This is a genomic window from Acidovorax sp. LjRoot118 (assembly GCF_964253575.1).
GTDB lineage: Bacteria > Pseudomonadota > Gammaproteobacteria > Burkholderiales > Burkholderiaceae_C > Acidovorax.
This window is the reverse complement of record NZ_CAXURB020000001.1, coordinates 5,940,508-5,962,998: the sequence shown is the minus strand read 5'-3', so window position 1 is coordinate 5,962,998 and position 22,491 is coordinate 5,940,508. Positions and strand designations below refer to the sequence as shown.

The window sequence follows — 22,491 nt, the reverse complement described above, 5'->3', positions numbered from 1 at the left end:
CGCACGCCTTTGAACAATAGGGCTTCATCCATTGCCGCAGCACCTGCCCCATGAAGATCACCCAATTGCGCAACGCCACCATCGTGCTGGAATTCACGGCCCAGGGCGCGCCCGTGGCCCTGCTGGTCGACCCCATGCTCTCACCCCAGGGCGGCCTGCCCACGCTGCGCTACCTGGGCGGCACGCGCCGCCGCAACCCCATAGTGGAGCTGCCAGACGGTACCGAGGCCGTGCTGGGCCGCGTGACCCATGCCCTCATCACCCATTGCCAGCGTGGCCACTTCGACCACCTGGACCGCGCGGGCAAGCAGTTCCTGCGCGGGCGCAGCACACCCGTCTTCTGCATGCCCCGCGATGCAGAGTACCTCGCCGCGCGCGGCCTGGTGGTGCAGCCGCTGGCGGGCCCGGGCCGCCAGCCCTTTCTGGGCAGTGGGCACATCACGCCCATTGCCTGCCTGCACGGGCGCGGCTGGGTCGGCCGCCTCATGGAGCATGGCCATGGTTACCTGATCGAGATGCCGGGCGAGCCCAGCGTCTACATCGCCGGGGACACGGTGCTCACCCCCGAGGTGCGCGATTGTCTCACCCGCCTGCGCCCCGACGTGACCGTGCTGCCGGCAGGAGGCGCGCGCTTCGACCTGGGGGGCGAGATCCTGATGGATGGGAAAGACGTGATCGAGGCCTGCAGCCTGGCCCCCGGCACGGTGGTGGCCAACCACCTGGAAGCCCTCGACCATTGCCCTACCACGCGCTCCGGCCTGGCGGGTCTGGCCGCAGAGGCTGGCGTGCAGCAACGGTTGTGGATTCCGCAGGATGGCGAGTCACGCGTGTTCTGATGCGGGCGTCGTGGAGCAGACCTGTTCGGCGGGGTGTCCAGCCCGATGTGCGTCGTGCGACATCAGGTCCACGAAGCGTCGCGCGCCCAGGCCCAGCGGCCGCTCCTTGGACCAGACCACGTCCACCCATAGGGCCGTGCCATTGCTCAGGTTCTCGAACGGCATCTCCACCAGCGTGCCGGCATCGATGCGCGGCTGCACCAGGGCACGCGGCTGCCAGCCCCAGCCCAGGCCGGCCTCGATCAGGCCCAGGGCGGCCAGGTGGTTGTCGGTACGCCAGTGGTGGCGCGCGAAGACGAAGCGCCGGTCGATCTGCGCCAGGTCGCGGCTGGCCACCACGATCTGCCGCGTGGTCGTGAGGTGCTCCTCGCGCAATTGCGCCTCCCCGGCCGGCTCGCCGCGCTCCGTGGCGGCTTCGCGCGCGGCATGCAGCACCGGGTGGTCGGGCGCCATCACCGCCACCAGGGTTTCGCTGCCTACCTCCTGGAAGCCCTCGCGTCCGTCGATGCTGGGGCGTTCGAACACCAGCGCCAGCTGCGCCCGCCCGGTGTGCAGCAACTCGAGCGCATCGACCTGGGGCGCGGCCAGCACCTCCACCTGCAGCAGCGGGTACTCGCGCGCCAGGGCGGCGATCGGCTCGGTCCAGCGCGATGCCAGTAGCTCCGGCGCAATCGCCACCGTGAGCCGTTCCTCCAGCCCCTGGGTGAGCGACAGCGCCTGCGCGTTGAGCTGCTGCAGCTGACCGGCCAGCAGCCGCGCCTGGGGCTCCAGTGCCCGGGCCGCCGCCGTGGGCCGGGGCTCGCGGCCGCTGCGGTCGAAGAGCGGCATGTCCAGCTCCGCCTCCAGATGGGCAATCGCCATGCTCACGGCCGAGGGCACGCGCGAGAGGCTGCGCGCCGCTGCCGAGAAGGAGCCCTGGTCCAGCACGGACAGGAAGACCTGGATGTTGTCCGACGAAAAAGCCATAGAGGGCTCAATCTATCAGAAAAACTGACACAAGCTAACTTTTTATATCAGCCGCTGGCACATACAGTCCTGCCCATGGAATCGCAGAACACCACCACTTCCCTGACAGCAACCCAGACCGCCGCCGGCCTGCAGGGCGTCAAGCGCCGCGTCGTCTACGTCACGCTGTACGAACTCATCGCCATTGCAGCCGCCACGGCGGGGCTGGCCTTTCTCTCGGGGCAGGGCGCGGCGCATGCCGGCGTGATCGCTGCCGTGGCAGCCCTGATCGCCGTGGCGTGGAACGTGTTGTTCAACTGGGCTTTCGAGCGCTGGGAGGCGCGGCAGGAGGTACGCGGGCGCAGCGCAGCACGCCGCGTGGTGCATGCCGTGAGCTTCGAGATGGGGCTTGTCATCACCCTGGTGCCGATCTTCGCCTGGTGGTTCCAGATCAGCCTGTGGCAGGCACTGGTGATGGACATCGGCATGATCGTCTTCTTCCTGTGCTACACCTTTGTCTTCAACTGGGTGTTCGACCACGTGTTCGGCCTGCCCGCCAGTGCGCAGGGGGCTGCACAGGTCTGACGCCGCACGCAATGTGCGCTTTGTTACCCGGGGGATGCAAGGGCTGCTTAGACTGAAAACAGTCAATCAAGGAGCCAGCATGGATCAAAACCAGGATAAGAAACCGCCACCGCCTGCAGGCGGTGGCTTCTGGGTCAACCTCATTCGCGCCGAGATGGTCGTGCAGGTGGTCGGCCTGGTCGTCATCGGGGTAGTGGCGGTCACGGCCATCATCGTGTTCGGCATGAAATAGGGCCGCCGCCTTTCTCAGGACCGCCCCGGTCGCACAACCGCATCAGCCCTGCAGCAGCTGCCCCGCGATGGCTGCTGCGGCGGTGCGCGTCTCCACCCCCAGCTTCTCGAAGATGTGCTCCAGGTGCTTGTTCACCGTGCGCGGGCTCATGCCCAGGATATCGGCGATGTCGCGGTTGGTCTTGCCCTTGGTCAGCCACGAGAGCACCTCGGTTTCGCGCGGGGTCAGCGCCACCTGTTGCAGGCGTCGCGGCGCCGCGGCCTCGGGCCGTGCGTGGCTGAGCAGCAGCATCGATTCGGCCAGGCCGCTGGCGCCCATGTGCCGGGCCAGCAGTTGCCGGCCGTCGGCCAATGCCAGGGTCTGTTCGCCATCGCGCTGGGCCTGCACCAGCCAGGCAGCGGCCAGTTCTGCTGGCGCCTCGGCATGGGCAAAGGCATCTTCCAGCCAGCGCGTGGCCTGGGGTGAGCGCCAGGCCATGCGGCCCTGTCCATCGAGCACCACAACACCCAGGCCGGCCACGTCCACTGCCTCGCGCGCCATGCGCGTGGCCTGGGCATTGCGCACATGCGTCGCCAGGCGCGCCAGCACCTCGGGGATGCGCAGCGGCTTGACCACGTAGTCCACCCCGCCACTGTCAAAGCCCTGCAGGATCTGCGCCGTGTCCGACAGCCCGGTCATGAACACGATGGGCACGTGCGACCAGGGCGGCGTGGCCTTGAGCTGGCGGCACAGCGCAAAGCCGTCGATGCCGGGCATCACCGCGTCCAGCAGCACCCCGTCGGGCACCACCATGTCGAAGCGCTGCAGGGCCTCCTGCGCATCGCGCGCGGCCAGCACGGCATAGCCCTCTGCGGCGAGTGCGTCGCAGAGCATGCGCAGGGTGTCGAGCGCATCGTCCACCACCAGGATGACGCGCTGGCCGGGCCCTGCGGGGTTGGCCGAGGCCGATGGGTCAAAGGAGCTGTTCATGGTCGGGTTCGCGAAGGTGGTGGGCCAGGGCCTCGAAATCGAAACGGTCCGCGCAGGCCTGTAGCACGGCCAGTGCGGCGGCATGGGCAGGCAGTTCGGCGCGCGCCTGGCGCAGCAGCTCGCGCACGGCGCCGGCCTGGCCCTGGCGTGCCAGGCGGGTCAGGTCGTCGCGCAGCTCCTGGGGCAGGCTGGCGGGGGAGGGTGGCGGTTTGCCGTCGCTGTGGACCGGCGCAGGCAAGGGCTGCGGCGTGTTGTCGTGCACCCATTCGAGCTGCAGCGCCGCCTGCAGCGCGCGCAGCAGCTCGGACTCGATCACCGGCTTGCCCACGAAGCCCTGCACCTGCATGGCCGCCAGGCGCCCGGGCTCATGGTCGAACTGGTTGGCCGAGACGAAGACGATGGGCAGCTCCGATGCCGGGCGCAGCGTGCGCAGCAGCGCGGCGGTCTGCCAGCCATCGAGGTCGTCCATGGAAATGTCCAGCAGCACCAGGTCGGGCGGGCTCTGGCGCACGATCTCCACGCATTCGAGGCCACTGGCCGCCTCGCGCACGATGAAGCCCAGCGGCACCAGCAGGCCGGCCAGCAGCTGGCGCTGCAGCGGCTGGTCGTCCACCACCAGCAGCGTGCGGCGCGGGCCGATGTGGCCGATCACCGGGCGCAGGGCTGCCATGTGGGCCGGGCGCCATGCCGGGTCGGGCGAGATGCCGGGCAGGTACAGGCGCACGGTGAAGGTGCTGCCCTGGCTGGGCGTGCTGGCCACCGTGAGCTCGCCCCCCATGAGCTGCGTGAGCAGGTGCGTGATGGTCAGGCCCAGGCCGGTGCCGGCCTCGCTCGCGCGGCGGCCGGCGCTGCCACGCTCGAACGGCAGGAAGATGCGTTCAAGGTCTTGCGGCTCGATGCCGATGCCGGTGTCGATCACTTCGATGCGCGAGACATGCGGGCGAAAATCCAGGCGCAGCCGCACCTCGCCGCGCTCGGTGAAGCGCACGGCGTTGGACAGCAGGTTGATCAAAATCTGGCGCAGCCGCTTGGCATCGGCCCGTATCCAGCCGGGCATGGTGCCATCGGTCTGCACCACGAAGCGCAGGCCCTTGGCCTCCGCCTGCGGGCGCAGCATGCCCTCCACGTTCTGGATCAGCTCGGGCAGGGGCAGGGGCAGCAGGTCCAGGCGCAGGCGGCCGGCCTCGATGCGCGCCAGCTCCAGCGAGCCGTCGATCAGCGCATGCATGTGCTGCCCGCTGTGCTGGATGGTGGACAGGCTCTCGCGCAGCCAGCCATCGGTCTGCGGGTTCTTGAGCAAGATCTGGGTGTAGCCGAGGATGCTGTTGAGCGGCGAACGCAGCTCGTGCGTCATGCCGGCCACGTAGCGCGTCTTGGCCAGACTGGCCGATTCGGCCTGGTCCTTGGCGGCCTGCAGCTCGGCGTCGGTGCGCTTGTGCGCCTCGATCTCCTGCAGCAGCAGCTGCGTCTGCCGCTCCGATTCGTCCTGCGCCATGCGCCGGCTGTCGGTGCTCAGCACCACCCACCAGGCGCACACGGCGGCCAGCAGCGCCAGCAGCGCGAACACCTTGAAGAACGGCATGCGCAAGAACTGCGCGGGCGTCTCGATGCTTTCCTGCACATAGACCACGCCGAGCAGGAAGACCATCACCGCGCACAGCGAGACCATCACCATCAGGTACTGGCCCATGCGGAAGTTGACCTTGGCCGCCCAGTGGCGCGGCAGCAGCAGCGCCGCCACGGCGCGCAGCTGGTCGGTGGCGCGCGAGCCGGTCTTGCAGCGGTCGTGGCAGCGCGACTCGAGCGAGCAGCACAGCGAGCAGATCGCCGCGCCATAGGCCGGGCAGCGTGCCATGTCTTCGGACTCGAACTGGTTCTCGCACACCGTGCAGCGCACCGCTTCGCCGGGCTGCCAGGTGGTATCGGGCTGGCGCGCCAGGTAGTAGCGTCCCTTGGTGGCCCAGGCCAGCAGCGGCGCCAGCGCCATCGACAGCACCAGTGCGATGAAGGGCGAGAACGCCGCCGCCATCTCGCCGAGCATGCCGGCATAGGCACAGCAGGCCACCGTGGCCGCCAGCACCATGGAGCCCAGGCCCACGGGGTTGAAGTCGTACAGGTGCGCACGCCGGAACTCGATGCCCGGTGGCGACAGGCCCAGCGGCTTGTTGATCACCAGGTCGGCCACCAGCGCGCCCACCCAGGCGATGGCCACGTTGCTGTAGACCGCCAGCACCTTCTCGAGCGCGCCGAACACCCCGAGCGTCATCAGCAGCGTGGCGATGCCCACGTTGAACACCAGCCAGACTACGCGCCCCGGGTGGCTGCGCGTGATGCGCGCGAAGAAGTTGGACCAGGCGAGCGAGCCCGCGTAGGCATTCGTCAGGTTGATCTTGATCTGCGAGACGACGACGAAGAGCACCGTGACCGCCACTGCCAGGCCCGGCAGGCCCAGCGCCGCCATGACCTGGTGGAAGCCCGCCAGGAACATCTGCGTGGGCTCGGCCGCGCGCGTGGTGCCCACCTCGAACTGCAGTGCCGCAAAGGCCAGGAAGGCGCCGCCCGCCATCTTGAGCATGCCCATCACGATCCAGCCCGGGCCCGCCACGAGCACCGCGCCCCACCAGCGCCAGCGGTTGGCGGCCGTGCGCTCGGGCAGGAAGCGCAGAAAGTCCACCTGCTCGCCGATCTGCACCACCAGCGAGAAGATCACCGTTCCCGCCACGCCGAACATCAGCAGGTTGAACTGGCTGCTGCCGCTCTTGAGGCCCGACAGCCCCGCGAAGTCGCGGTACAGCTGCGGTTGCGCCAGCGCGATCCAGACGAAGGGCAGCAGCAGCAAAAACAGCCATAGCGGCTGCGTCCACGCCTGCAGCCGCGAGATCAGCGTGATGCCGCGCATGGCCAGGGGCAGGATAACCAGGGACGAGACCACGTAGCACCACTGCAGCGGCCAGTCCACCACCATCTGCAGCGCCAGCGCCATGATGGCCGCCTCCAGTGCGAAGAAGATGAAGGTGAACACCGCGTAGATCAGCGAGGTGATGGTCGAGCCCAGGTAGCCAAAGCCCGCGCCGCGCGTGAGCAGGTCCATGTCCAGCCCGTAGCGCGCCGCGTAGTAGGCAATCGGCAGCCCGGTGAGGAAGATCAGCACCCCCACCGCGAGGATGGCCCACATGGCGTTGGAAAAGCCGTAGTTGAGCGCGATGGCCCCGCCAATGGCCTCCAGCGCCAGGAAGGACAGCGAGCCGAACGCCGTGTTCGCCACGCGGAACTCGCTCCAGCGCCGAAAGCTCTTGGGGGTGTAGCGCAGTGCGTAGTCCTCCATGGTCTCGTCGGCCACCCAGGCGTTGTACTCGCGCCGGAAGCGAAAGATCGTCTGCTGGGCAGGTTGCGGTGCGCCGGACGGAGGGGTGGAGGGCATGCACGGGGCCCATGCAAGAAACGTTCTAGCAACGCTTGCCGCGAGGTGCGTACGCAGGGGCTACGTTAATTGACGTATGGGCGCTTACCAGGGTTGTCCCTAATCTTGGCACCAGCGCGGCACCCACGGCAACCCAGCCGGCCAGCGCCGCACACCACCCCAACCCGTCTGTTGCAAGGAGCGTTTTCACCATGAAGCACCTCACCGATCCGAATGCCCTGGGCCTTCCTCCCTCCACGGACGGCGGCCGCCGTCGCCTGCTGCAGGCCATGGGCGCCGCATCGATGGCGGGCCTGCCCGCCTGGTCCTTCGGCCAGACCACCGCCGCCGTCAACACCACCAAGCTGGCCGTGACGGACACCGAAGTCACCGTGGGCCAGCTGCATTCGGCCACCGGCACCATGGCCATCTCCGAGACCGGCTCCATCCAGGCCGAGCAGCTCGCCATCGACCAGATCAACGCCATGGGCGGCGTGCTGGGCCGCAAGATCAAGGTCATCAAGGAAGACGGCGCCTCCGACTGGCCCACCTTCGCCGAAAAATCCAAGAAGCTGCTCATCAACGACCACTGCGCCGCCGTGTTCGGCTGCTGGACCAGCGCCTCGCGCAAGGCCGTGCTGCCGGTGTTCGAAAAAGAGAACGGCCTCTTGTACTACCCCACCTTCTACGAAGGCCTGGAGCAGTCCAAGAACGTGATCTACACCGGCCAGGAAGCCACGCAGCAGATCCTGTACAGCCTGGAGTGGGCCAAGACCGAGAAGAAGGCCAAAACCTTCTTCCTGATCGGGTCGGACTACATCTGGCCGCGCACCTCGATGAAGATCGCGCGCAAGCACGTGGAGAACTTCCAGAAAGGCAAGGTCGTGGGCGAGGAGTACTACCCGCTGGGCAGCACCAACTTCGGCTCGCTGATGAACAAGATCAAGGTGCAAAAGCCCGACTGCCTGTTCGTCGCCGTGGTGGGGGGCTCCAACGTGGCCTTCTACAAGGCGCTCAAGGCTGCCGGCATCACGGGTGACAAGCAACTGCTGGTCACGCTGTCGGTCACCGAGGACGAGATGACAGGCGTGGGCGGCGAGAACTTCGCGGGCTTCTTCTCGTCGATGAAGTACTTCCAGTCGCTGGACAACGAGAACAACAAGAAGTTCGTCGCCGCCTTCAAGGGCAAGTACGGCAAGGATGCGGTGATCGGCGACGTGACCCAGGCCGGCTACCTCGGCCCGTGGCTGTGGAAGGCCGCGGTCGAGAAGGCCAAGAGCTTCGACGTGGACAAGGTGGTGGCCGCCTCGCCGGGCATCGAGCTCAAGACCGCACCCGAGGGCTACGTCAAGCTCGACGCCAACCACCACCTGTGGAGCAAGTCGCGCATCGCCATGGGCATGCCGGACGCCAGCTTCAAGGTCGTCGCCGAGTCGCCGGAATTGATCAAGCCCGATCCGTTCCCTAAGGGTTACCAGTAAATCCCCCCGCTGCAGCGTCCGGCCCACCAGGCCGGGCCGCTGCATGGCCGCCCCTTGTTTGCCGTGAATGGAGTCTGGCACCCATGAACTTTTCAGAAATGCTCAACATCGGCCTCATGCAGGGTTTTGCCGGCCTGAGCCTGTTTGCCGTGCTGCTGCTCATGGGCCTGGGGCTGGCCATCATCTTCGGGCAGATGGGTGTGATCAACATGGCGCATGGCGAGTTCATGACCATCGGCGCCTACACCATCTACCTGGGCTCCACGCTGGCCTCCACGCATGCGCCGCAGCTGGTGGCCTACTACTTTCCGGTGGCCATCGTGGCGGCCTTCGGCTTTGCCTTTGCCGCGGGCTGGCTGGTGGAGTGGGGGCTGATCCGCCACCTGTACAAGCGCCCGCTCGACACCCTGCTGGCCACCTGGGGCATCAGCCTGGCGCTGCAGCAGTGCTTTCGCACCTTCATCGGCCCCAAGGAAGTCAGCCCTACGCTGCCCGACTGGCTGCTGGGCTCCTGGGCGCCCGTCGAGGGCCTGGATATCCCCATCAACGGCATGTTCGTGCTGGGCCTCACGGCGGTGGTCACCTGCGGCGTTCTGCTGGCGCTGCACCGAAGCCGCTGGGGCCTCAGGGTCCGTGCCACGGTGGCCAACCGCGTGATGGCCAACGCCACGGGCATCGATACGCAAAAGACCGACCGCCTGACGTTCGCCATCGGCTGCGGCATTGCCGGTGTGGCCGGGGCCGCCTTCACCACCATCGGCTCCACGGGGCCGACCTCGGGCTCGCTGTACATCGTGGATGCCTTCCTGGTCGTCACCTTCGGCGGCGCGGCCAGCCTGCTGGGTACGGTGGTCTCGGCCTTCGGCATCGCGCAGACCCAGTCCATCACCGAGTTCTTCCTGGCCGGCTCCATGGCCAAGGTGATCACGCTGTCGCTGATCGTGCTGATCCTGATGGTGCGGCCGCAGGGCCTGTTCGCCTCCAAGGTGCGCCGCTGAGCGTTTGTCGATTTCACCCTGAGTTCACCGGAGTCACTTCATGAATGCCCTCAAAGCCTGGATCCAGCGCTACCAGCTTGCCAGCCTGGTGCTGCTCACCGTGCTGCTGGCGGTGGTGCTGCCACTGGCGCTCGACATATTCCGCCTGAACCTGGTGGGCAAATACCTCACCTACGCCTTCGTGGCCATCGGCCTGGTCATGGTCTGGGGCTACGGCGGCGTGCTCAGCCTGGGGCAGGGCGTGTTCTTCGGCCTGGGCGGCTACGCCATGGCGATGTTCCTCAAGCTCGAAGCGTCCGACCCCATCAGCACCAAGATCCAGTCCACCCCCGGCATTCCCGACTTCATGGACTGGAACCAGATCACCGAGCTGCCCGCACTCTGGGTGCCGTTCAAGAGCCTGCCGTTCTCGTTGGCTGCCGTAATCGTGGTGCCCACGCTGCTGGCCTTTATCGTGAGCTTCGCCATGTTCAAGCGCCGCGTGGGCGGGGTGTACTTCGCCATCATCACCCAGGCCGTGGCGCTGATCTGCACCGTGCTCATCATCGGCCAGCAGGGCTACACCGGCGGCGTCAACGGCATGACCGACCTCAAGACCCTGTGGGGCTGGGACACGCGCACCGACAGCGCCAAGTACATCCTGTACTACGTGTGCGTGGCGTTGCTGGTGCTGTCCATCGTGCTGTGCCGCTTCATCCAGACCAGCAAGCTCGGCACCCTGCTGCTGGCCATGCGCGACAAGGAAGACCGCGTGCGCTTCTCGGGCTACGACGTGGCCAACTTCAAGGTCTTCACCTTCTGCCTGGCGGCCGCGCTCTCGGGCATCGGCGGTGCGCTGTTCTCGCTGCAGGTGGGCTTCATGTCGCCGAGCTTCGTGGGCATCGTGCCCTCCATCGAGATGGTGATCTACGCCGCCGTGGGCGGGCGCATGAGCCTGGTGGGCGCGGTCTACGGCACCTTGCTGGTCAACGCCGGCAAGACCTACTTCTCCGAAAGCTTCCCGGACCTGTGGCTGTTCCTCATGGCGGCCCTGTTCATCGGCGTGACCATGGCCTTCCCCATGGGCCTGGCCGGCCTGTGGGAGAGCCACATCGTGCCCTGGTGGAAGGGCCGCCGCGAGGCGCTGCGCCAGGCGTCGGTGCGTACCCCGGCACCGGTGGGCCGCCCGGCCGCAGACGCCGAGCCCGCTGCTGCGGCAGCGCGCCCCCCGGCCCTGCCCGAAGGCACCAGCAGCCAGAGCGCCTGAGCGCACCCCGCACCCGGAGCACCCCCCATGAGCAACACCGACTTCGCCCTGGCCGTGGAAGACCTCACGGTCTCGTTCGATGGCTTCAAGGCCATCGACGCCCTCACGCTGTACGTCGACAAGAACGAGCTGCGCGTGATCATCGGCCCCAACGGCGCGGGCAAGACCACACTCCTGGACCTGATCTGCGGCAAGACGCGCGCCACCGGCGGCAGCATCAAGTTCAAGAACGAGGAGCTCACGCGCATGGCCGAGCACAAGCGCGTGCGCCTGGGGATCGGCCGCAAGTTCCAGACGCCTTCGATCTACGAGAACCTCTCGGTGTTCCAGAACCTGGAGGTCTCGTATCCCTCGGGCCGCTCGGTGTTCGGTGCACTCGCGTTCCGCTGCACCCCGGCGGTGAAGGAGCGCGTGCAGGCCGTGGCCGACGACATCGGCCTCGGGGACAAGCTCGCCACCGAGGCCGGCCTGCTCTCGCACGGGCAAAAGCAGTGGCTGGAGATCGGCATGCTGCTGATGCAGGAGCCCGAGCTGCTGATGCTCGACGAGCCGATTGCCGGCATGAGCGCGCGCGAGCGCGAGCTCACGGCCGAGCTGCTGCAACGCATCTGCAAGAACCGCGCGGTGATCGTGATTGAGCACGACATGGAGTTCGTCAAGCGCATCGCGCACAAGGTCACCGTCATGCACCAGGGAAAGATCCTGGCCGAAGGCTCGATGGACAAGGTCCAGAACGACCCCAAGGTGATCGACGTCTACCTCGGCCACTGACCGGCCATCCCCCGCACAGGAGCACCCATATGTTGGAAGTCAAGGACCTGTTCGTGGCCTACGGCCAGAGCGAAGCACTGCACGGTATCTCGTTCTCGGGCCGGGCCAACGAGACCGTGGCCATCATGGGCCGCAACGGCATGGGCAAGACCACGCTGTTCAAGAGCCTCATGGGCGTGATGCCGGTCAAGAGCGGCAGCATCAGCGTGGCCGGCCAGGAGGTGACGCGTGACGAGAGCTTTCGCCGCGTGGCCAAGGGCATCGCCTACGTGCCCCAGGGCCGCATGATTTTTCCGACACTGACGGTGGAAGAAAACATCCAGACGGGCCTCGAAAACTCGAAGACGCGCGAGATCCCCGAGGAGATCTACGCCCTGTTCCCCGTGCTCTGGGACATGCGCCGGCGCAAGGGCGGCAACCTTTCGGGCGGGCAGCAGCAGCAGCTGGCGATTGCGCGCGCGCTGGTCACCGACCCCAAGGTGCTGCTGCTCGACGAACCTACCGAGGGCATCCAGCCTTCGATCATCAAGGACATCGCCCGCGCGCTCAACGAGATCCGCAAGCTGCGCCAGATCACCATCGTGGTCAGCGAGCAGGTGCTCTCGTTCGCCATGGACGTGGCCGACCGCCTGTTCGTCATCGAAGGCGGCCGCCTGGTACACGAGACCGCGCGTGCCGACACCGATCAGCAGCACATCAAGGCCTACCTTTCCGTCTGATCCTCTCTCCCGTCTCTTTTCGTTCCCCTTCCACAACCATCCAAGGAGCAACACGCCATGGCCGATACCCTGATCAAGGTGGACCTCAAGCAGTCCCCGTACGAGAACCCGCTGGTACACAACCGCTGGCATCCGGACATCCCCATGGCCGTGTGGGTGGAGCCCGGGGCAGAGTTCAAGCTCGAGACCTACGACTGGACCGGCGGCGCCATCAAGAACGACGACAGCGCCGACGACGTGCGCGACGTGGACCTGTCCACCGTGCATTTCCTGTCGGGCCCCGTGGGCGTCAAGGGTGCCGAGCCGGGCGACCTGCTGGTGGTGGACCTGCTCGACATCGGCGCGCGTGACGACAGCCTGTGGGGCTTCAACGGCTTCTTCTCCAAGAAGAACGGCGGCGGCTTCCTCACCGAGCACTACCCGCTGGCGCAAAAATCCATCTGGGACTTCCATGGCATGTTCACCAACAGCCGCCACATCCCGGGCGTGAACTTCGCAGGGCTGATCCACCCCGGTCTCATCGGCTGCCTGCCCGACCAGAAGATGCTCGACGCCTGGAACGCCCGCGAAGCCGAGCTGATCGCCACCGACCCCGATCGCGTGCCCGGCCTGGCGAATCCGCCCAATGGCGTGACAGCCCACATGGGCAAGCTGCAGGGCGAGGCCAAGGCCAAGGCCGCCGCCGAGGGCGCGCGCACCGTGCCGCCGCGTGAGCATGGCGGCAACTGCGACATCAAGGATCTCTCGCGCGGCTCCAAGGTGTACTTCCCGGTCTACGTGGAAGGCGCGGGCCTGTCGGTGGGCGACCTGCACTTCAGCCAGGGCGACGGCGAGATCACCTTCTGCGGCGCCATCGAGATGGCCGGCTGGGTGCACATGAAGGTCAGCCTGATCAAGGGCGGCATGGCCAAGTACGGCATCAAGAACCCGATCTTCAAGCCCAGCCCGGTCACCCCCAACTACAAGGACTACCTGATCTTCGAAGGCATCTCGGTCGACGAATCGGGCAAGCAGCACTACCTGGACGTCACGGTGGCCTACCGCCAGGCCTGCCTGAACGCCATCGAGTACCTCAAGAAGTTCGGCTACAGCGGCGCGCAGGCCTATTCCATCCTGGGCACGGCCCCCGTGCAGGGCCACATCAGCGGCGTGGTCGACGTGCCCAACGCCTGCGCCACGCTGTGGCTGCCCACGGAGATCTTCGACTTCGACATCAACCCCACGGCCGCCGGCCCGGTGAAGATGCTCGACGGCAGCATCGACATGCCGATCTCGCAAGACAAGTAGCAAGGCAGGCCCGCCATGCCCACCTACGACTACGCCTGCGCCGACTGCGGCAACTTCGACGCGCTGCGCAGCGTCGCCCTGCGCAACGAGCCCTGCGCCTGCCCCGACTGCGGGGCGGCAGCGGCGCGCGTGTTCGCGCACGCACCGCACCTCGCCTGCGTGAGCCCCGAGCAGCGCCGCGCGCACGACACCAACGAGCGCGCCCAGCACGCCCCGCGCTCGTCCTCGCGCGATGGCGATGCCGGCAGCTACGGCCGGCTGCGCCATCCCTCGGGGTGTGGCTGCTGCAGCGGCGGTGCGAGCAAACGCGGCAGCACCGTCACGGCGCCCAACGGTGCGAAGACCTTCCCGTCCAAACGCCCCTGGATGATCAGCCACTGACGCGGCTTTGCCTTCAACCGGCTAACGTCGTTGGGGAGCCTTGCCGTGCTGAAGCACTGTCTGCGGCTCCCCGCCTAGTTATCCGGCTGAATGCCAACCCGCAGGAGGCGTCCAGGCTTCAGGATTTCCCAAGGAGAACACGCCATGATCCACGGCGATATTTCGAGCAGCAAGGACACCGTCGGCGTCGCGGTGGTCAACTACAAGATGCCGCGCCTGCACAGCAAGGCCGAGGTGCTGGAGAACGCGCGCAAGATCGCCGACATGCTGGTCGGCATGAAGACCGGCCTGCCGGGCATGGACCTGGTGATCTTTCCCGAGTACAGCACCCACGGCATCATGTACGACCGCCAGGAGATGATGGAGACCGCCACCACCATTCCTGGCCCCGAGACGGAAATCTTCGCGGCTGCCTGCCGCAAGGCCAAGGTCTGGGGCGTGTTCTCGCTCACGGGGGAACGGCACGAGGAGCATCCGCACAAGATGCCCTACAACACGCTCATCCTGATGAACGACCAGGGCGAGATCGTGCAGAAGTACCGCAAGATCATGCCCTGGACGCCCATCGAGGGCTGGTACCCCGGCGACCAGACCTATGTGAGCGACGGGCCCAAGGGCCTGAAGATCAGCCTCATCATCTGCGACGATGGCAACTACCCCGAGATCTGGCGCGACTGCGCAATGAAGGGCGCCGAGCTCATCGTGCGCTGCCAGGGCTACATGTACCCAGCCAAGGAGCAGCAGATCCTCATCAGCAAGGCCATGGCCTTCGCCAACAACACCTACGTGGCGGTGGCCAATGCGGCGGGGTTCGATGGCGTGTACAGCTACTTCGGCCATTCGGCGCTGATCGGCTTCGATGGCCGCACCCTGGGCGAATGCGGAGAGGAGGAGTACGGCGTGCAGTATGCGGCCCTGTCCACCAGCCTGATCCGTGATTTCCGCAAGAACGGCCAGTCCGAGAACCATTTGTTCAAGCTGCTGCACCGCGGCTATACCGGCGTTCTCAACTCGGGCGAGGGTGACAAGGGCGTGGCTGCCTGCCCCTACGGCTTCTACCAGCGCTGGGTGACCGACCCCGAGGGCACGCGCCAGGCGGTGGAAGCGCTCACACGCAGCACAGTGGGCACGGCGGAATGCCCCATCGAGGGCATCCCGGACGGCAGCTGACGCAAGGTTACCAGCGCGGGGCCAGCAGTTGCCGATAATGCGGCGCACATGGTAGCGCCTGCATTCCTTCATCTCCCTCTGGCCTTGCTGGCCCTTACGTCCCTGGTCTTCCTGGCCGGCTGCTCGTCCCCCGCGCCCACCCCGCGCGGCGAGGTGAAGGGCGCACCGGCCACCACGGGCGAGCTGGCCCAGTCCGACGTGAACCGCATGGCCACCCTGGCCATGCGCGACAACCTGGCCAGCCTGACCCTGCTGATGGACAAGCTCTACCGCCGCAACCCGGCCGAGTGGCGCAAAAGCGGCGCGGCCAGCCGCGAGCAGGCCATGGAGCAGGTGCGCGCCGCCATCGCGCAGCGCCAGCCCTGGGCGCCGCTGCAGGGCCGGCGCGACATCGCGGCCCTGGCCTTTGCACTGGCGCCCGAGTTCGCGGGCGACCGGGTGGCCGCGTTCATCGTCGCCACGGCCGACATGCTGGTCACCGCGCATGGCGGCAAGAGCGAGTTCTTTCTGCTCGACTCGCTCGACGCCCAGCACCTGTACAACGCCGCGCGCAATGTCGAATCGGCCGTATGGCTGCTGTCCCAGCGGCGCAATGCCGCGGGCCAGCCGCTGCTGTGGGCCGACGAGATCGGCCCCCAGGGGCGCAACCTGAGCTTCGAGCGCGAATTCGGCAAGGTCATCGCCCGCCTGGACCTGGTGGCCTTGGTGGTCACCGAGAAGTACCGCCGCGCGGCCATCAGCTATGTGCAGGGGATTGTGGGGGGCACTTTCCTGCAATTCCTGCCTGTGCGCTGAGCAGGTAAAATCATGCCTCCCCCGAGGAGCGTTGCAGCGGACCGCCCAGGCACACAGATGCCGGCTGTTCGTCAGGCTCGGGGCCGACCACCCCGCAACGACGCTCACCTACGTTACTGAACCGATTGCGCAGGTGAGTCTGATGTCCGCCCTTCCCATGCCCCCCCTGAAGCTGTCCGGCCTGGAGCCCGTCTCCATTGGCGAGGGCAGCCTGTTCGTCAACATCGGCGAGCGCACCAACGTCACCGGCTCCAAGGCCTTCGCCCGCATGATCCTGAACGGGCAGTACGAGGAGGCCCTGGCCGTGGCCCGCCAGCAGGTGGAGAACGGCGCCCAGGTCATCGACATCAACATGGACGAGGCCATGCTGGACAGCAAGGCGGCCATGGTGCGCTTTCTGCAGTTGATCGCCTCCGAGCCCGACATCGCGCGCGTGCCCATCATGGTCGACAGCTCCAAGTGGGAGGTGATCGAGGCCGGCCTGCGCTGCGTGCAGGGCAAGGGCATCGTCAACTCCATCTCCATGAAGGAGGGCGTCGACAAATTCAAGCACGAGGCGCGCCTGGTGCGCCGCTACGGCGCTGCCGCCGTGGTCATGGCCTTCGACGAGAAGGGCCAGGCCGACACCTACGAGCGCAAGATCGAGATCTGCGAGCGCGCCTACCGCGTGCTGGTCGACGAGGTGGGCTTCCCGCCCGAGGACATCATCTTCGACCCCAACATCTTCGCGGTGGCCACCGGCATCGAAGAGCACAACAACTACGCGGTCGACTTCATCGAGGCCGTGCGCTGGATCAAGCAGAACCTGCCCGGCGCCAAGGTCTCGGGCGGCGTCTCCAACGTGAGCTTCAGCTTCCGCGGCAACGACCCGGTGCGCGAGGCCATCCACACCGTATTCCTGTACCACGCCATCAAGGCTGGCATGGACATGGGCATCGTCAACGCCGGCATGGTCGGCGTGTACGACGACCTGGAGCCCACGCTGCGCGAGCGCGTCGAGGACGTGGTGCTCAACCGCCGCCCCGATGCGGGCGAGCGCCTGGTCGAGGTGGCCGAGACCGCCAAGAGCGGCGCCAAGGACGAGAGCAAGCGCCTGGAATGGCGCGGCACGCCCGAGTCCCCCAAGACCGTGGGCGAGCGCCTGTCGCACGCGCTGGTGCATGGCATCACCGATTTCATCGTCGAAGACACCGAAGAGGCGTACCAGATCGTGCTGGCCAAGGGTGGTCGCCCGCTGCACGTGATCGAGGGCCCGCTGATGGACGGCATGAACGTCGTGGGCGACCTGTTCGGCGCCGGCAAGATGTTCCTGCCCCAGGTGGTGAAAAGCGCGCGCGTGATGAAGTCTGCCGTGGCCCACCTGATTCCCTACATCGAGGAAGAAAAGCGCCAGGATGAGCTGGCCGGACGCGACGTGCGCAGCAAGGGCAAGATCATCATCGCCACCGTCAAGGGCGACGTGCACGACATCGGCAAGAACATCGTCACCGTCGTGCTCCAGTGCAACAACTTCGAGGTGGTGAACATGGGCGTGATGGTGCCCTGTCACGAGATCCTGGCGCGCGCCAAGGTCGAGGGGGCCGACATCGTCGGCCTGTCGGGCCTGATCACGCCCAGCCTCGAAGAAATGCAGTACGTGGCCGGCGAAATGCAGAAGGACGAGCACTTTCGCATCAAGAAGATCCCGCTGCTCATCGGCGGGGCCACCACCAGCCGCGTGCACACCGCCGTGAAGATCGCGCCCCACTATGAGGGCCCCGTGGTCTACGTGCCCGATGCCTCGCGCAGCGTGAGTGTGGCCCAGAGCCTGCTGGGCGACGGCGTGGACCACTACGTGCAGGAGCTCAACGCCGACTACGACAAGGTGCGCACCCAGCACGCCAACAAGAAGCAGACCCCGTTGTGGTCGCTGGCCAAGGTCCGCGCCAACAAGACCCCGGTGGACTGGGCCGCGTTCAAGCCCACCGTGCCGCGCGCGCTGGGCCGGCGCGTGTTCAAGAACTTCGACCTGGCCGAGCTGGCGCGCTACATCGACTGGGGCCCGTTCTTCCAGACCTGGGACCTGGCCGGCCCGTACCCCGCCATCCTGACCGACGAGGTGGTGGGCGTGGAGGCCACGCGCGTGTTCGCCGACGCGCAGGCCATGCTGAAAAAGATCATCGAGGGCCGCTGGCTTACCGCCAGCGGCGTGATGGGCCTGTACCCGGCCAACAGCGTGAACGACGACGACATCGAGTTCTACACCGACGAGACACGCACCGAGGTCGCCATGACCTGGTACGGAATGCGCCAGCAAACCGAAAAGCACGTCATCGACGGCTTGACCCGCCCCAGCCGCTGCCTGGCCGACTTCGTCGCGCCCAAATCGAGCGGCATCGCCGACTATGCCGGTATGTTCGCCGTGACGGCGGGCCTGGGCATCGAGAAGAAGGAAAAAGCCTTCATCGACGCGCTCGACGACTATTCCGCGATCATGTTCAAGAGCCTGGCCGACCGCCTGGCCGAGGCCTTTGCCGAGTGCCTGCACCACCGCGTGCGCACCGACCTGTGGGGCTATGCGGCAGGCGAGCAGCTGACCAACGACGAGATGATCGGCGAGAAGTACGCCGGCATCCGCCCCGCGCCCGGCTACCCCGCCTGCCCCGACCACAGCGCCAAGAGCGAGTTGTTCAACGTGCTGCAGTGCGGCGAAGTCGGCATGACCCTGACCGAGAGCCTGGCCATGATGCCGGCCGCCAGCGTGAGCGGCTTCTACCTGGGCCACCCCGAGAGCACGTACTTCAGCGTCGGCAGGATCGGCGAGGACCAGTTGCACGACATGGCCCAGCGGCGGGGCATGGACGAGGCCGTGCTGGCGCGGCTGCTGGCACCCAACCTGTAAAAACAGCCCCTCCTCGGAGGGGCTGCCTACGGGGCGTCAGGCAACGATTGTTCCGCTCACCTCGCCCAGCCCGATGCGCACAGCGCCCTCGCGCTCGCACCAGCCCTTGAGGATCAGCGTATCGCCGTCTTCGAGGAAGCTGCGCTGCTCGCCATTGGGCAGGGTCACGGGCTGCTTGCCGCCACCAGTCAGCTCCAGCAGCGAGCCGGCTTCGCTGGCCTCGGGGCCCGAAAGCGTGCCTGACCCCATCAAATCGCCGGGCTGCAGGTTGCAGCCGTTCACCGTGTGGTGCGCCACCAGCTGCGCGGGCGTCCAGTACGCGGCGCGCTGGGTGTTGGTCAGGGCCAGGCGCACAGCGGGCTCGCCGGCTTCCCGCATGCGCGCGGTCTGCAGCAGCACCTCCAGCGCGATGGTGAAGGCGCCTTGGGCGCGGTTGCCGGGCGAGTCGAGGTAGGGCAGGGGCTGCGGGTCAGCCGCGTCGCGCTCGAACGGGGCGCGAAACGGCGCCAGCGCTTCCATGGTCACCAGCCAGGGCGAAAGCGTGCTGGCGAAGTTCTTCGACAGGAAGGGGCCGAGCGGCTGGTATTCCCAGCCCTGGATGTCGCGCGCGCTCCAGTCGTTGAACAGGGCCACGCCGAACAGGTGCTGCTCCGCCTGGCCGATGGCGATGGGCTCGCCCTGCGCATTGCCCTGGCCGATGAACCAGCCCAGCTCCAGCTCGTAGTCCAGCCGCTTGCAGGGGCCGAGCACCGGTGCGGCGGCCTCGGGCGCCTTGGTCTGGCCCTGGGGGCGCTTGACGCGCTGGCCGCTGATGCCGATGGACGAGGCGCGGCCGTGGTAGCCGATGGGCACCCACTTGTAGTTGGGCAGCAGCGGGTTGTCCGGGCGGAACTGCTTGCCCACCGTGGTGGCGTGGTGCACGCTGGTGTAGAAGTCGGTGTAGTCGCCGATCTGGCAGGGAACAGCCATTTCGGCATCGGCCTGGGGCGACAGCGCCTGGGACCAGGCAGCCTGCTGGCCGCTGCCTTCGCGCAGGCCCTCGGACAGCTGCTGGCGCAGGGCCTGGCGCGCGGCTGGCGTGGCAGCCATCAGCGCGTTCATGTCGTTCGAGGCGGCGAGGCCCACGGCCTGCAGGTCCAGGATCTGGTCGCCGATGGCCACGCCGATGCGCAGCGCGTCGCCGCTGCCCGCCTTGCGGTAGCGGCCGAATGGCAGGTTCTGGATGGGGAAATCGCAGCCCGCCGTGTTGGCGGATGCGACCCAACTGCGCAGATGGGTGCCATGGGTGGCATCAAGGGTGGTGGTCATGGTCACGGTGGTAAGAAAAAGGGGGTATGAGATCAGTCGGCGCTCATCTGCGCACTGTGGGCGACCTTGCCCAGGCGCTCGTATTCGCGCTTGGTCAGGGCGTCGAAGTCGGCCACGCTGGCGCTGCGCGGGGTGAAGCCGGCGGCCAGCAGCTTGTCCTTGACCGCAGGGTCGGCCAACGCATCGGCCAGGGCCTTGTTCAGGCGCTGGGCCACTGCAGTCGGCAGGCCGGCCGGGCCATAGACGCCGAACCAGGGCTCCACCGCATAGTCGGGCAGGCCGGCTTCGGCCAGTGTCGGCACGTCGGGCAGGGCCGGGGAGCGCTGAGCGCCCGCCACGGCCAGTGCGCGCAGCTTGCCGGCCTGGATGTGGGGCAGCGAGGCGGGCAGGTTGTCGAAGGCGATGGGTACCTGGCCGCCGATCAGGTCGGTGATCAGCGGTGCGCTGCCCTTGTAGGGCACGTGCACCAGGTCGGTCTTGCTGGTCTGGGCGAACAGCACGCCGGCCAGGTGCATGGAGGTGCCGGCACCGGCCGTCGCATAGGGCAGGCCGGGGTTCTTGCGCAGGTGGGCCAGCAGCTCGGCCACGTTTTTCACGGGCAGTGCGGGGCCGGCCTCGAGCACGATGGTGGAGTTGCCCAGCAGGCCCACGGCCGTGAAGTCCTTGCGCGGGTCGAAGGGCATCTTCTTGTAGATGTGCGGGTTCAGCGCGTTCGTGGAGATGGCGCCCATGCCCACGGTGTAGCCGTCGGGCGCGGCCTTGGCCACGGCGTCCATTCCGATGTTGCCGCCCGCGCCCGCGCGGTTGTCGATGATGACCGGCTGCCCCAGCGTCTGCGCCATGTGGGCACCCACGGTGCGCGCCACCAGGTCGGTGGTGCCGCCGGGGGCATAGGGAACGACGAAGCGGATGGGCTTGGCCGGGAAGGCTGCCTCCTGCGCGGCCAGGGGGCCGGCGGCCAGACCGAGCACGGTGGCGGCTGCGGCGGTACACAGCAGGGTGCGGCGGGTGGTGTGGGTGCGGTCGAAAGCGGTCATGTTCGGGTGTCTCCGAGGATGGTTATAGGAATGCCGCCATTCTTGGCCGGCCTGCGGTTTCCTACAATCGTTCTTTCCACTGCATGGACAAACATGGCCACCCTGGTGCTCGACCGCGTGCTGCGCATCCTCGACCAGCTCTCGCGTTATGACGCGCGCGGGCTGTCGCTGTCCGACATCGCGCGCCAGTCCGGCATACCGCACCCCACGGTGCACCGGTTGCTGCAGGACATGATGGCGGCGCGCCTGGTGGCTGCGCTGCCCGAGGGCAAGGGCTACGTGCTGGGCCGCCGCCCGTTCGAGCATGGCCTGGCTGCGCGCGGGCGGCACGACGTGGCGCCCCTGTTCACGGCCAATCTGCAGCGCCTGGCCGATGCCACGGGCTACGCGGCCTACCTGTTCGTGCTCAGCGGGCGCGAGGCCGTCTGCTATGCCCACACCAACGTGCAGCGGCTGGACCCGCCCCTGAGCGTGACCGTGGGCGGGCGCCGCCCGCTGGGCGTGGGCGCGGCGGGGCTGGCGCTGATGGCGGCGCAGGACGCAGAATTCATCGACGCGGCCATGCAGGCCAATGCCCCCACCTTGGGCCGTTACGGCGGGCTGGACGAGCCGGCCCTGCGCCAGTTGCTCGCGCAGACCCAGACCCTGGGCTATGCGCGCAGCGGCGGCTGCCTGAACACCAACACCGCCGCCGTGGGCCATGCGGTGGTGGATGTGGGCGGGCGCGCGTTCGCGGCCATCAGCCTGTCAACCACGGTGGCGCGGCTCACCCAGCGCGAGGCGGCGCGGTTGGCCGCGCTGCTGCGCACCGAGATCGCGGACATCCAGCCGCGGGTTCATTTCCACTGGAGCGACTCGGCGCCGTTGCGCTGAGCGTCGTCAGCAGCGGATCGGGGCTAATGTGGCGCCTGATCGGCACCCGTATCGGCGCTCGCAGCCATTTCGAGCTGCATCATGATCATGTTGACCAGCATGTGCACCGTGGGGCGGCCGGTCTCGATCACGTAGTGCGCCGTCTCGCGGTACAGGCCATCGCGCTGTCCGTACAGGGCGCGCAACTTGTCCATGGGGTTGCCGCCCTGCAGCAAGGGGCGGGTGCGGTCGTGCTTGACGCGCTTGTAGATCTCTTCGGGCGAGGCGCGCAGGTAGAGCACCGGGCCCATGGCGCGCAGCACGTCGCGGTTCTCGCGGCGCAGCACGGCGCCGCCGCCGGTCGAAAGCACCATGCCGCCGGGCTGGGCAGCGGCCTTGGCGAGTTCCTGCGCCTCCAGGTCGCGAAAGCGCGCTTCGCCATGTTCCTCGAAGAACTGGCGGATGCTGGTGCCCAGCGTTTCCTCGAGCCGGTGGTCCAGGTCGATGAAAGGCACGCCCGTGCGGTGCGCCAGCTGCCTGCCGACGGTGGATTTGCCCGAGCCGGGCATGCCGACCAGTGCACAGCGAATCTGCATAT

Annotated in this window: 20 protein-coding genes and 1 riboswitch; of the genes, 14 read left to right on the top strand and 6 right to left on the bottom strand. The window is 67.5% G+C overall.

Translation table 11 applies throughout. The features are described 5' to 3' along the window. Positions 1–50 precede the first annotated feature (50 nt). On the top strand, positions 51–836 hold the full coding sequence (locus tag ACSQ9E_RS28035) for an MBL fold metallo-hydrolase (protein WP_436219741.1): 786 nt from the start codon (positions 51–53) through the stop codon (positions 834–836). Here ACSQ9E_RS28035 and ACSQ9E_RS28030 read toward each other — a convergent pair. After that, positions 822–1,802, bottom strand: a complete 981-nt coding sequence (locus ACSQ9E_RS28030; RefSeq protein ID WP_436219740.1) for a LysR family transcriptional regulator — start codon at positions 1,800–1,802, stop codon at positions 822–824. The two genes, ACSQ9E_RS28035 and ACSQ9E_RS28030, sit on opposite strands and share 15 nt — an antisense overlap. Positions 1,803–1,877: 75 nt before the next feature. On the opposite strand from ACSQ9E_RS28030, the gene ACSQ9E_RS28025 reads away from it, so the two are divergent. Together ACSQ9E_RS28025 and ACSQ9E_RS28020 are read left to right on the top strand one after the other, a co-directional pair. Beyond that, complete coding sequence (locus ACSQ9E_RS28025) at positions 1,878–2,366, top strand: PACE efflux transporter (RefSeq protein ID WP_057200285.1); 489 nt, start codon at positions 1,878–1,880, stop codon at positions 2,364–2,366. A 79-nt stretch (positions 2,367–2,445) separates the two neighbouring features. Then, entirely contained in the window at positions 2,446–2,598 is a 153-nt protein-coding gene (locus ACSQ9E_RS28020; protein ID WP_428002856.1) for a hypothetical protein, read from the top strand. A gap of 42 nt (positions 2,599–2,640) precedes the next feature. Here the strand turns inward: ACSQ9E_RS28020 and ACSQ9E_RS28015 are convergent, their stop codons facing one another. Both ACSQ9E_RS28015 and ACSQ9E_RS28010 read right to left on the bottom strand, forming a co-directional pair. Continuing rightward, on the bottom strand, positions 2,641–3,567 hold the full coding sequence (locus ACSQ9E_RS28015) for a response regulator (protein WP_436219739.1): 927 nt from the start codon (positions 3,565–3,567) through the stop codon (positions 2,641–2,643). Next, on the bottom strand, positions 3,551–6,988 hold the full coding sequence (locus ACSQ9E_RS28010) for a hybrid sensor histidine kinase/response regulator (RefSeq protein ID WP_436219738.1): 3,438 nt from the start codon (positions 6,986–6,988) through the stop codon (positions 3,551–3,553). Before ACSQ9E_RS28010 ends, ACSQ9E_RS28015 begins: the two co-directional genes overlap by 17 nt. A 191-nt stretch (positions 6,989–7,179) precedes the next feature. Here ACSQ9E_RS28010 and urtA point away from each other — a divergent pair, with 191 nt between their 5' ends. The 10 genes from urtA (at position 7,180) to metH (ending at position 18,696) form a co-directional block, all read left to right on the top strand. Beyond that, a complete protein-coding gene (gene urtA / locus ACSQ9E_RS28005) occupies positions 7,180–8,448 on the top strand; it encodes an urea ABC transporter substrate-binding protein (RefSeq protein WP_057266750.1) in 1,269 nt (422 codons plus the stop codon). 83 nt (positions 8,449–8,531) lie between these two features. Then, complete coding sequence (urtB, locus tag ACSQ9E_RS28000; protein ID WP_057266749.1) at positions 8,532–9,446, top strand: urea ABC transporter permease subunit UrtB; 915 nt, start codon at positions 8,532–8,534, stop codon at positions 9,444–9,446. Positions 9,447–9,486: 40 nt separating this feature from the next. Continuing rightward, a complete protein-coding gene (urtC, locus tag ACSQ9E_RS27995; RefSeq protein ID WP_436219737.1) occupies positions 9,487–10,692 on the top strand; it encodes an urea ABC transporter permease subunit UrtC in 1,206 nt (401 codons plus the stop codon). Positions 10,693–10,719: 27 nt separating this feature from the next. Beyond that, on the top strand, positions 10,720–11,463 hold the full coding sequence (gene urtD, locus ACSQ9E_RS27990) for an urea ABC transporter ATP-binding protein UrtD (protein WP_057200280.1): 744 nt from the start codon (positions 10,720–10,722) through the stop codon (positions 11,461–11,463). Between the two features lie 29 nt (positions 11,464–11,492). Continuing rightward, the gene (urtE, locus tag ACSQ9E_RS27985; RefSeq protein WP_057266746.1) at positions 11,493–12,182 is read left to right on the top strand and encodes an urea ABC transporter ATP-binding subunit UrtE; all 690 of its coding nucleotides are present in this window, start codon (positions 11,493–11,495) and stop codon (positions 12,180–12,182) included. 57 nt (positions 12,183–12,239) lie between these two features. Further along, positions 12,240–13,469, top strand: coding sequence for a formamidase (fmdA, locus tag ACSQ9E_RS27980; RefSeq protein WP_057266745.1), 1,230 nt, complete (start codon positions 12,240–12,242; stop codon positions 13,467–13,469). A gap of 15 nt (positions 13,470–13,484) precedes the next feature. Beyond that, positions 13,485–13,850 (top strand): FmdB family zinc ribbon protein, encoded by a 366-nt coding sequence (locus ACSQ9E_RS27975; RefSeq protein ID WP_057266744.1) that lies wholly within the window; start codon positions 13,485–13,487, stop codon positions 13,848–13,850. A 144-nt stretch (positions 13,851–13,994) separates the two neighbouring features. After that, positions 13,995–15,020, top strand: coding sequence for an aliphatic amidase (locus ACSQ9E_RS27970; RefSeq protein WP_436219736.1), 1,026 nt, complete (start codon positions 13,995–13,997; stop codon positions 15,018–15,020). Between the two features lie 48 nt (positions 15,021–15,068). After that, positions 15,069–15,815, top strand: coding sequence for a hypothetical protein (locus ACSQ9E_RS27965; protein ID WP_428002848.1), 747 nt, complete (start codon positions 15,069–15,071; stop codon positions 15,813–15,815). Between the two features lie 17 nt (positions 15,816–15,832). Further along, positions 15,833–15,928, top strand: a riboswitch (S-adenosyl-L-homocysteine riboswitch). A 29-nt stretch (positions 15,929–15,957) separates the two neighbouring features. Continuing rightward, positions 15,958–18,696 carry a methionine synthase gene (metH, locus tag ACSQ9E_RS27960; protein WP_436219735.1) on the top strand — a complete coding sequence of 913 codons (2,739 nt, stop codon included), beginning with the start codon at positions 15,958–15,960 and terminating at the stop codon, positions 18,694–18,696. Between the two features lie 36 nt (positions 18,697–18,732). On the opposite strand, the gene fahA is transcribed toward metH, so the two are convergent. Both fahA and ACSQ9E_RS27950 read right to left on the bottom strand, forming a co-directional pair. Continuing rightward, positions 18,733–20,004: a fumarylacetoacetase gene (fahA, locus tag ACSQ9E_RS27955; protein WP_436219734.1), complete on the bottom strand. Its 1,272-nt coding sequence runs from the start codon at positions 20,002–20,004 to the stop codon at positions 18,733–18,735. 32 nt (positions 20,005–20,036) lie between these two features. Next, positions 20,037–21,041 (bottom strand): Bug family tripartite tricarboxylate transporter substrate binding protein, encoded by a 1,005-nt coding sequence (locus ACSQ9E_RS27950; RefSeq protein WP_436219733.1) that lies wholly within the window; start codon positions 21,039–21,041, stop codon positions 20,037–20,039. A 93-nt stretch (positions 21,042–21,134) separates the two neighbouring features. Here ACSQ9E_RS27950 and ACSQ9E_RS27945 point away from each other — a divergent pair, with 93 nt between their 5' ends. Beyond that, on the top strand, positions 21,135–21,914 hold the full coding sequence (locus tag ACSQ9E_RS27945; protein WP_436219732.1) for an IclR family transcriptional regulator: 780 nt from the start codon (positions 21,135–21,137) through the stop codon (positions 21,912–21,914). 23 nt (positions 21,915–21,937) lie between these two features. Here the strand turns inward: ACSQ9E_RS27945 and ACSQ9E_RS27940 are convergent, their stop codons facing one another. Further along, on the bottom strand, positions 21,938–22,489 hold the full coding sequence (locus tag ACSQ9E_RS27940; protein ID WP_057266736.1) for a shikimate kinase: 552 nt from the start codon (positions 22,487–22,489) through the stop codon (positions 21,938–21,940). Between the last annotated feature and the right edge of the window lie 2 nt (positions 22,490–22,491).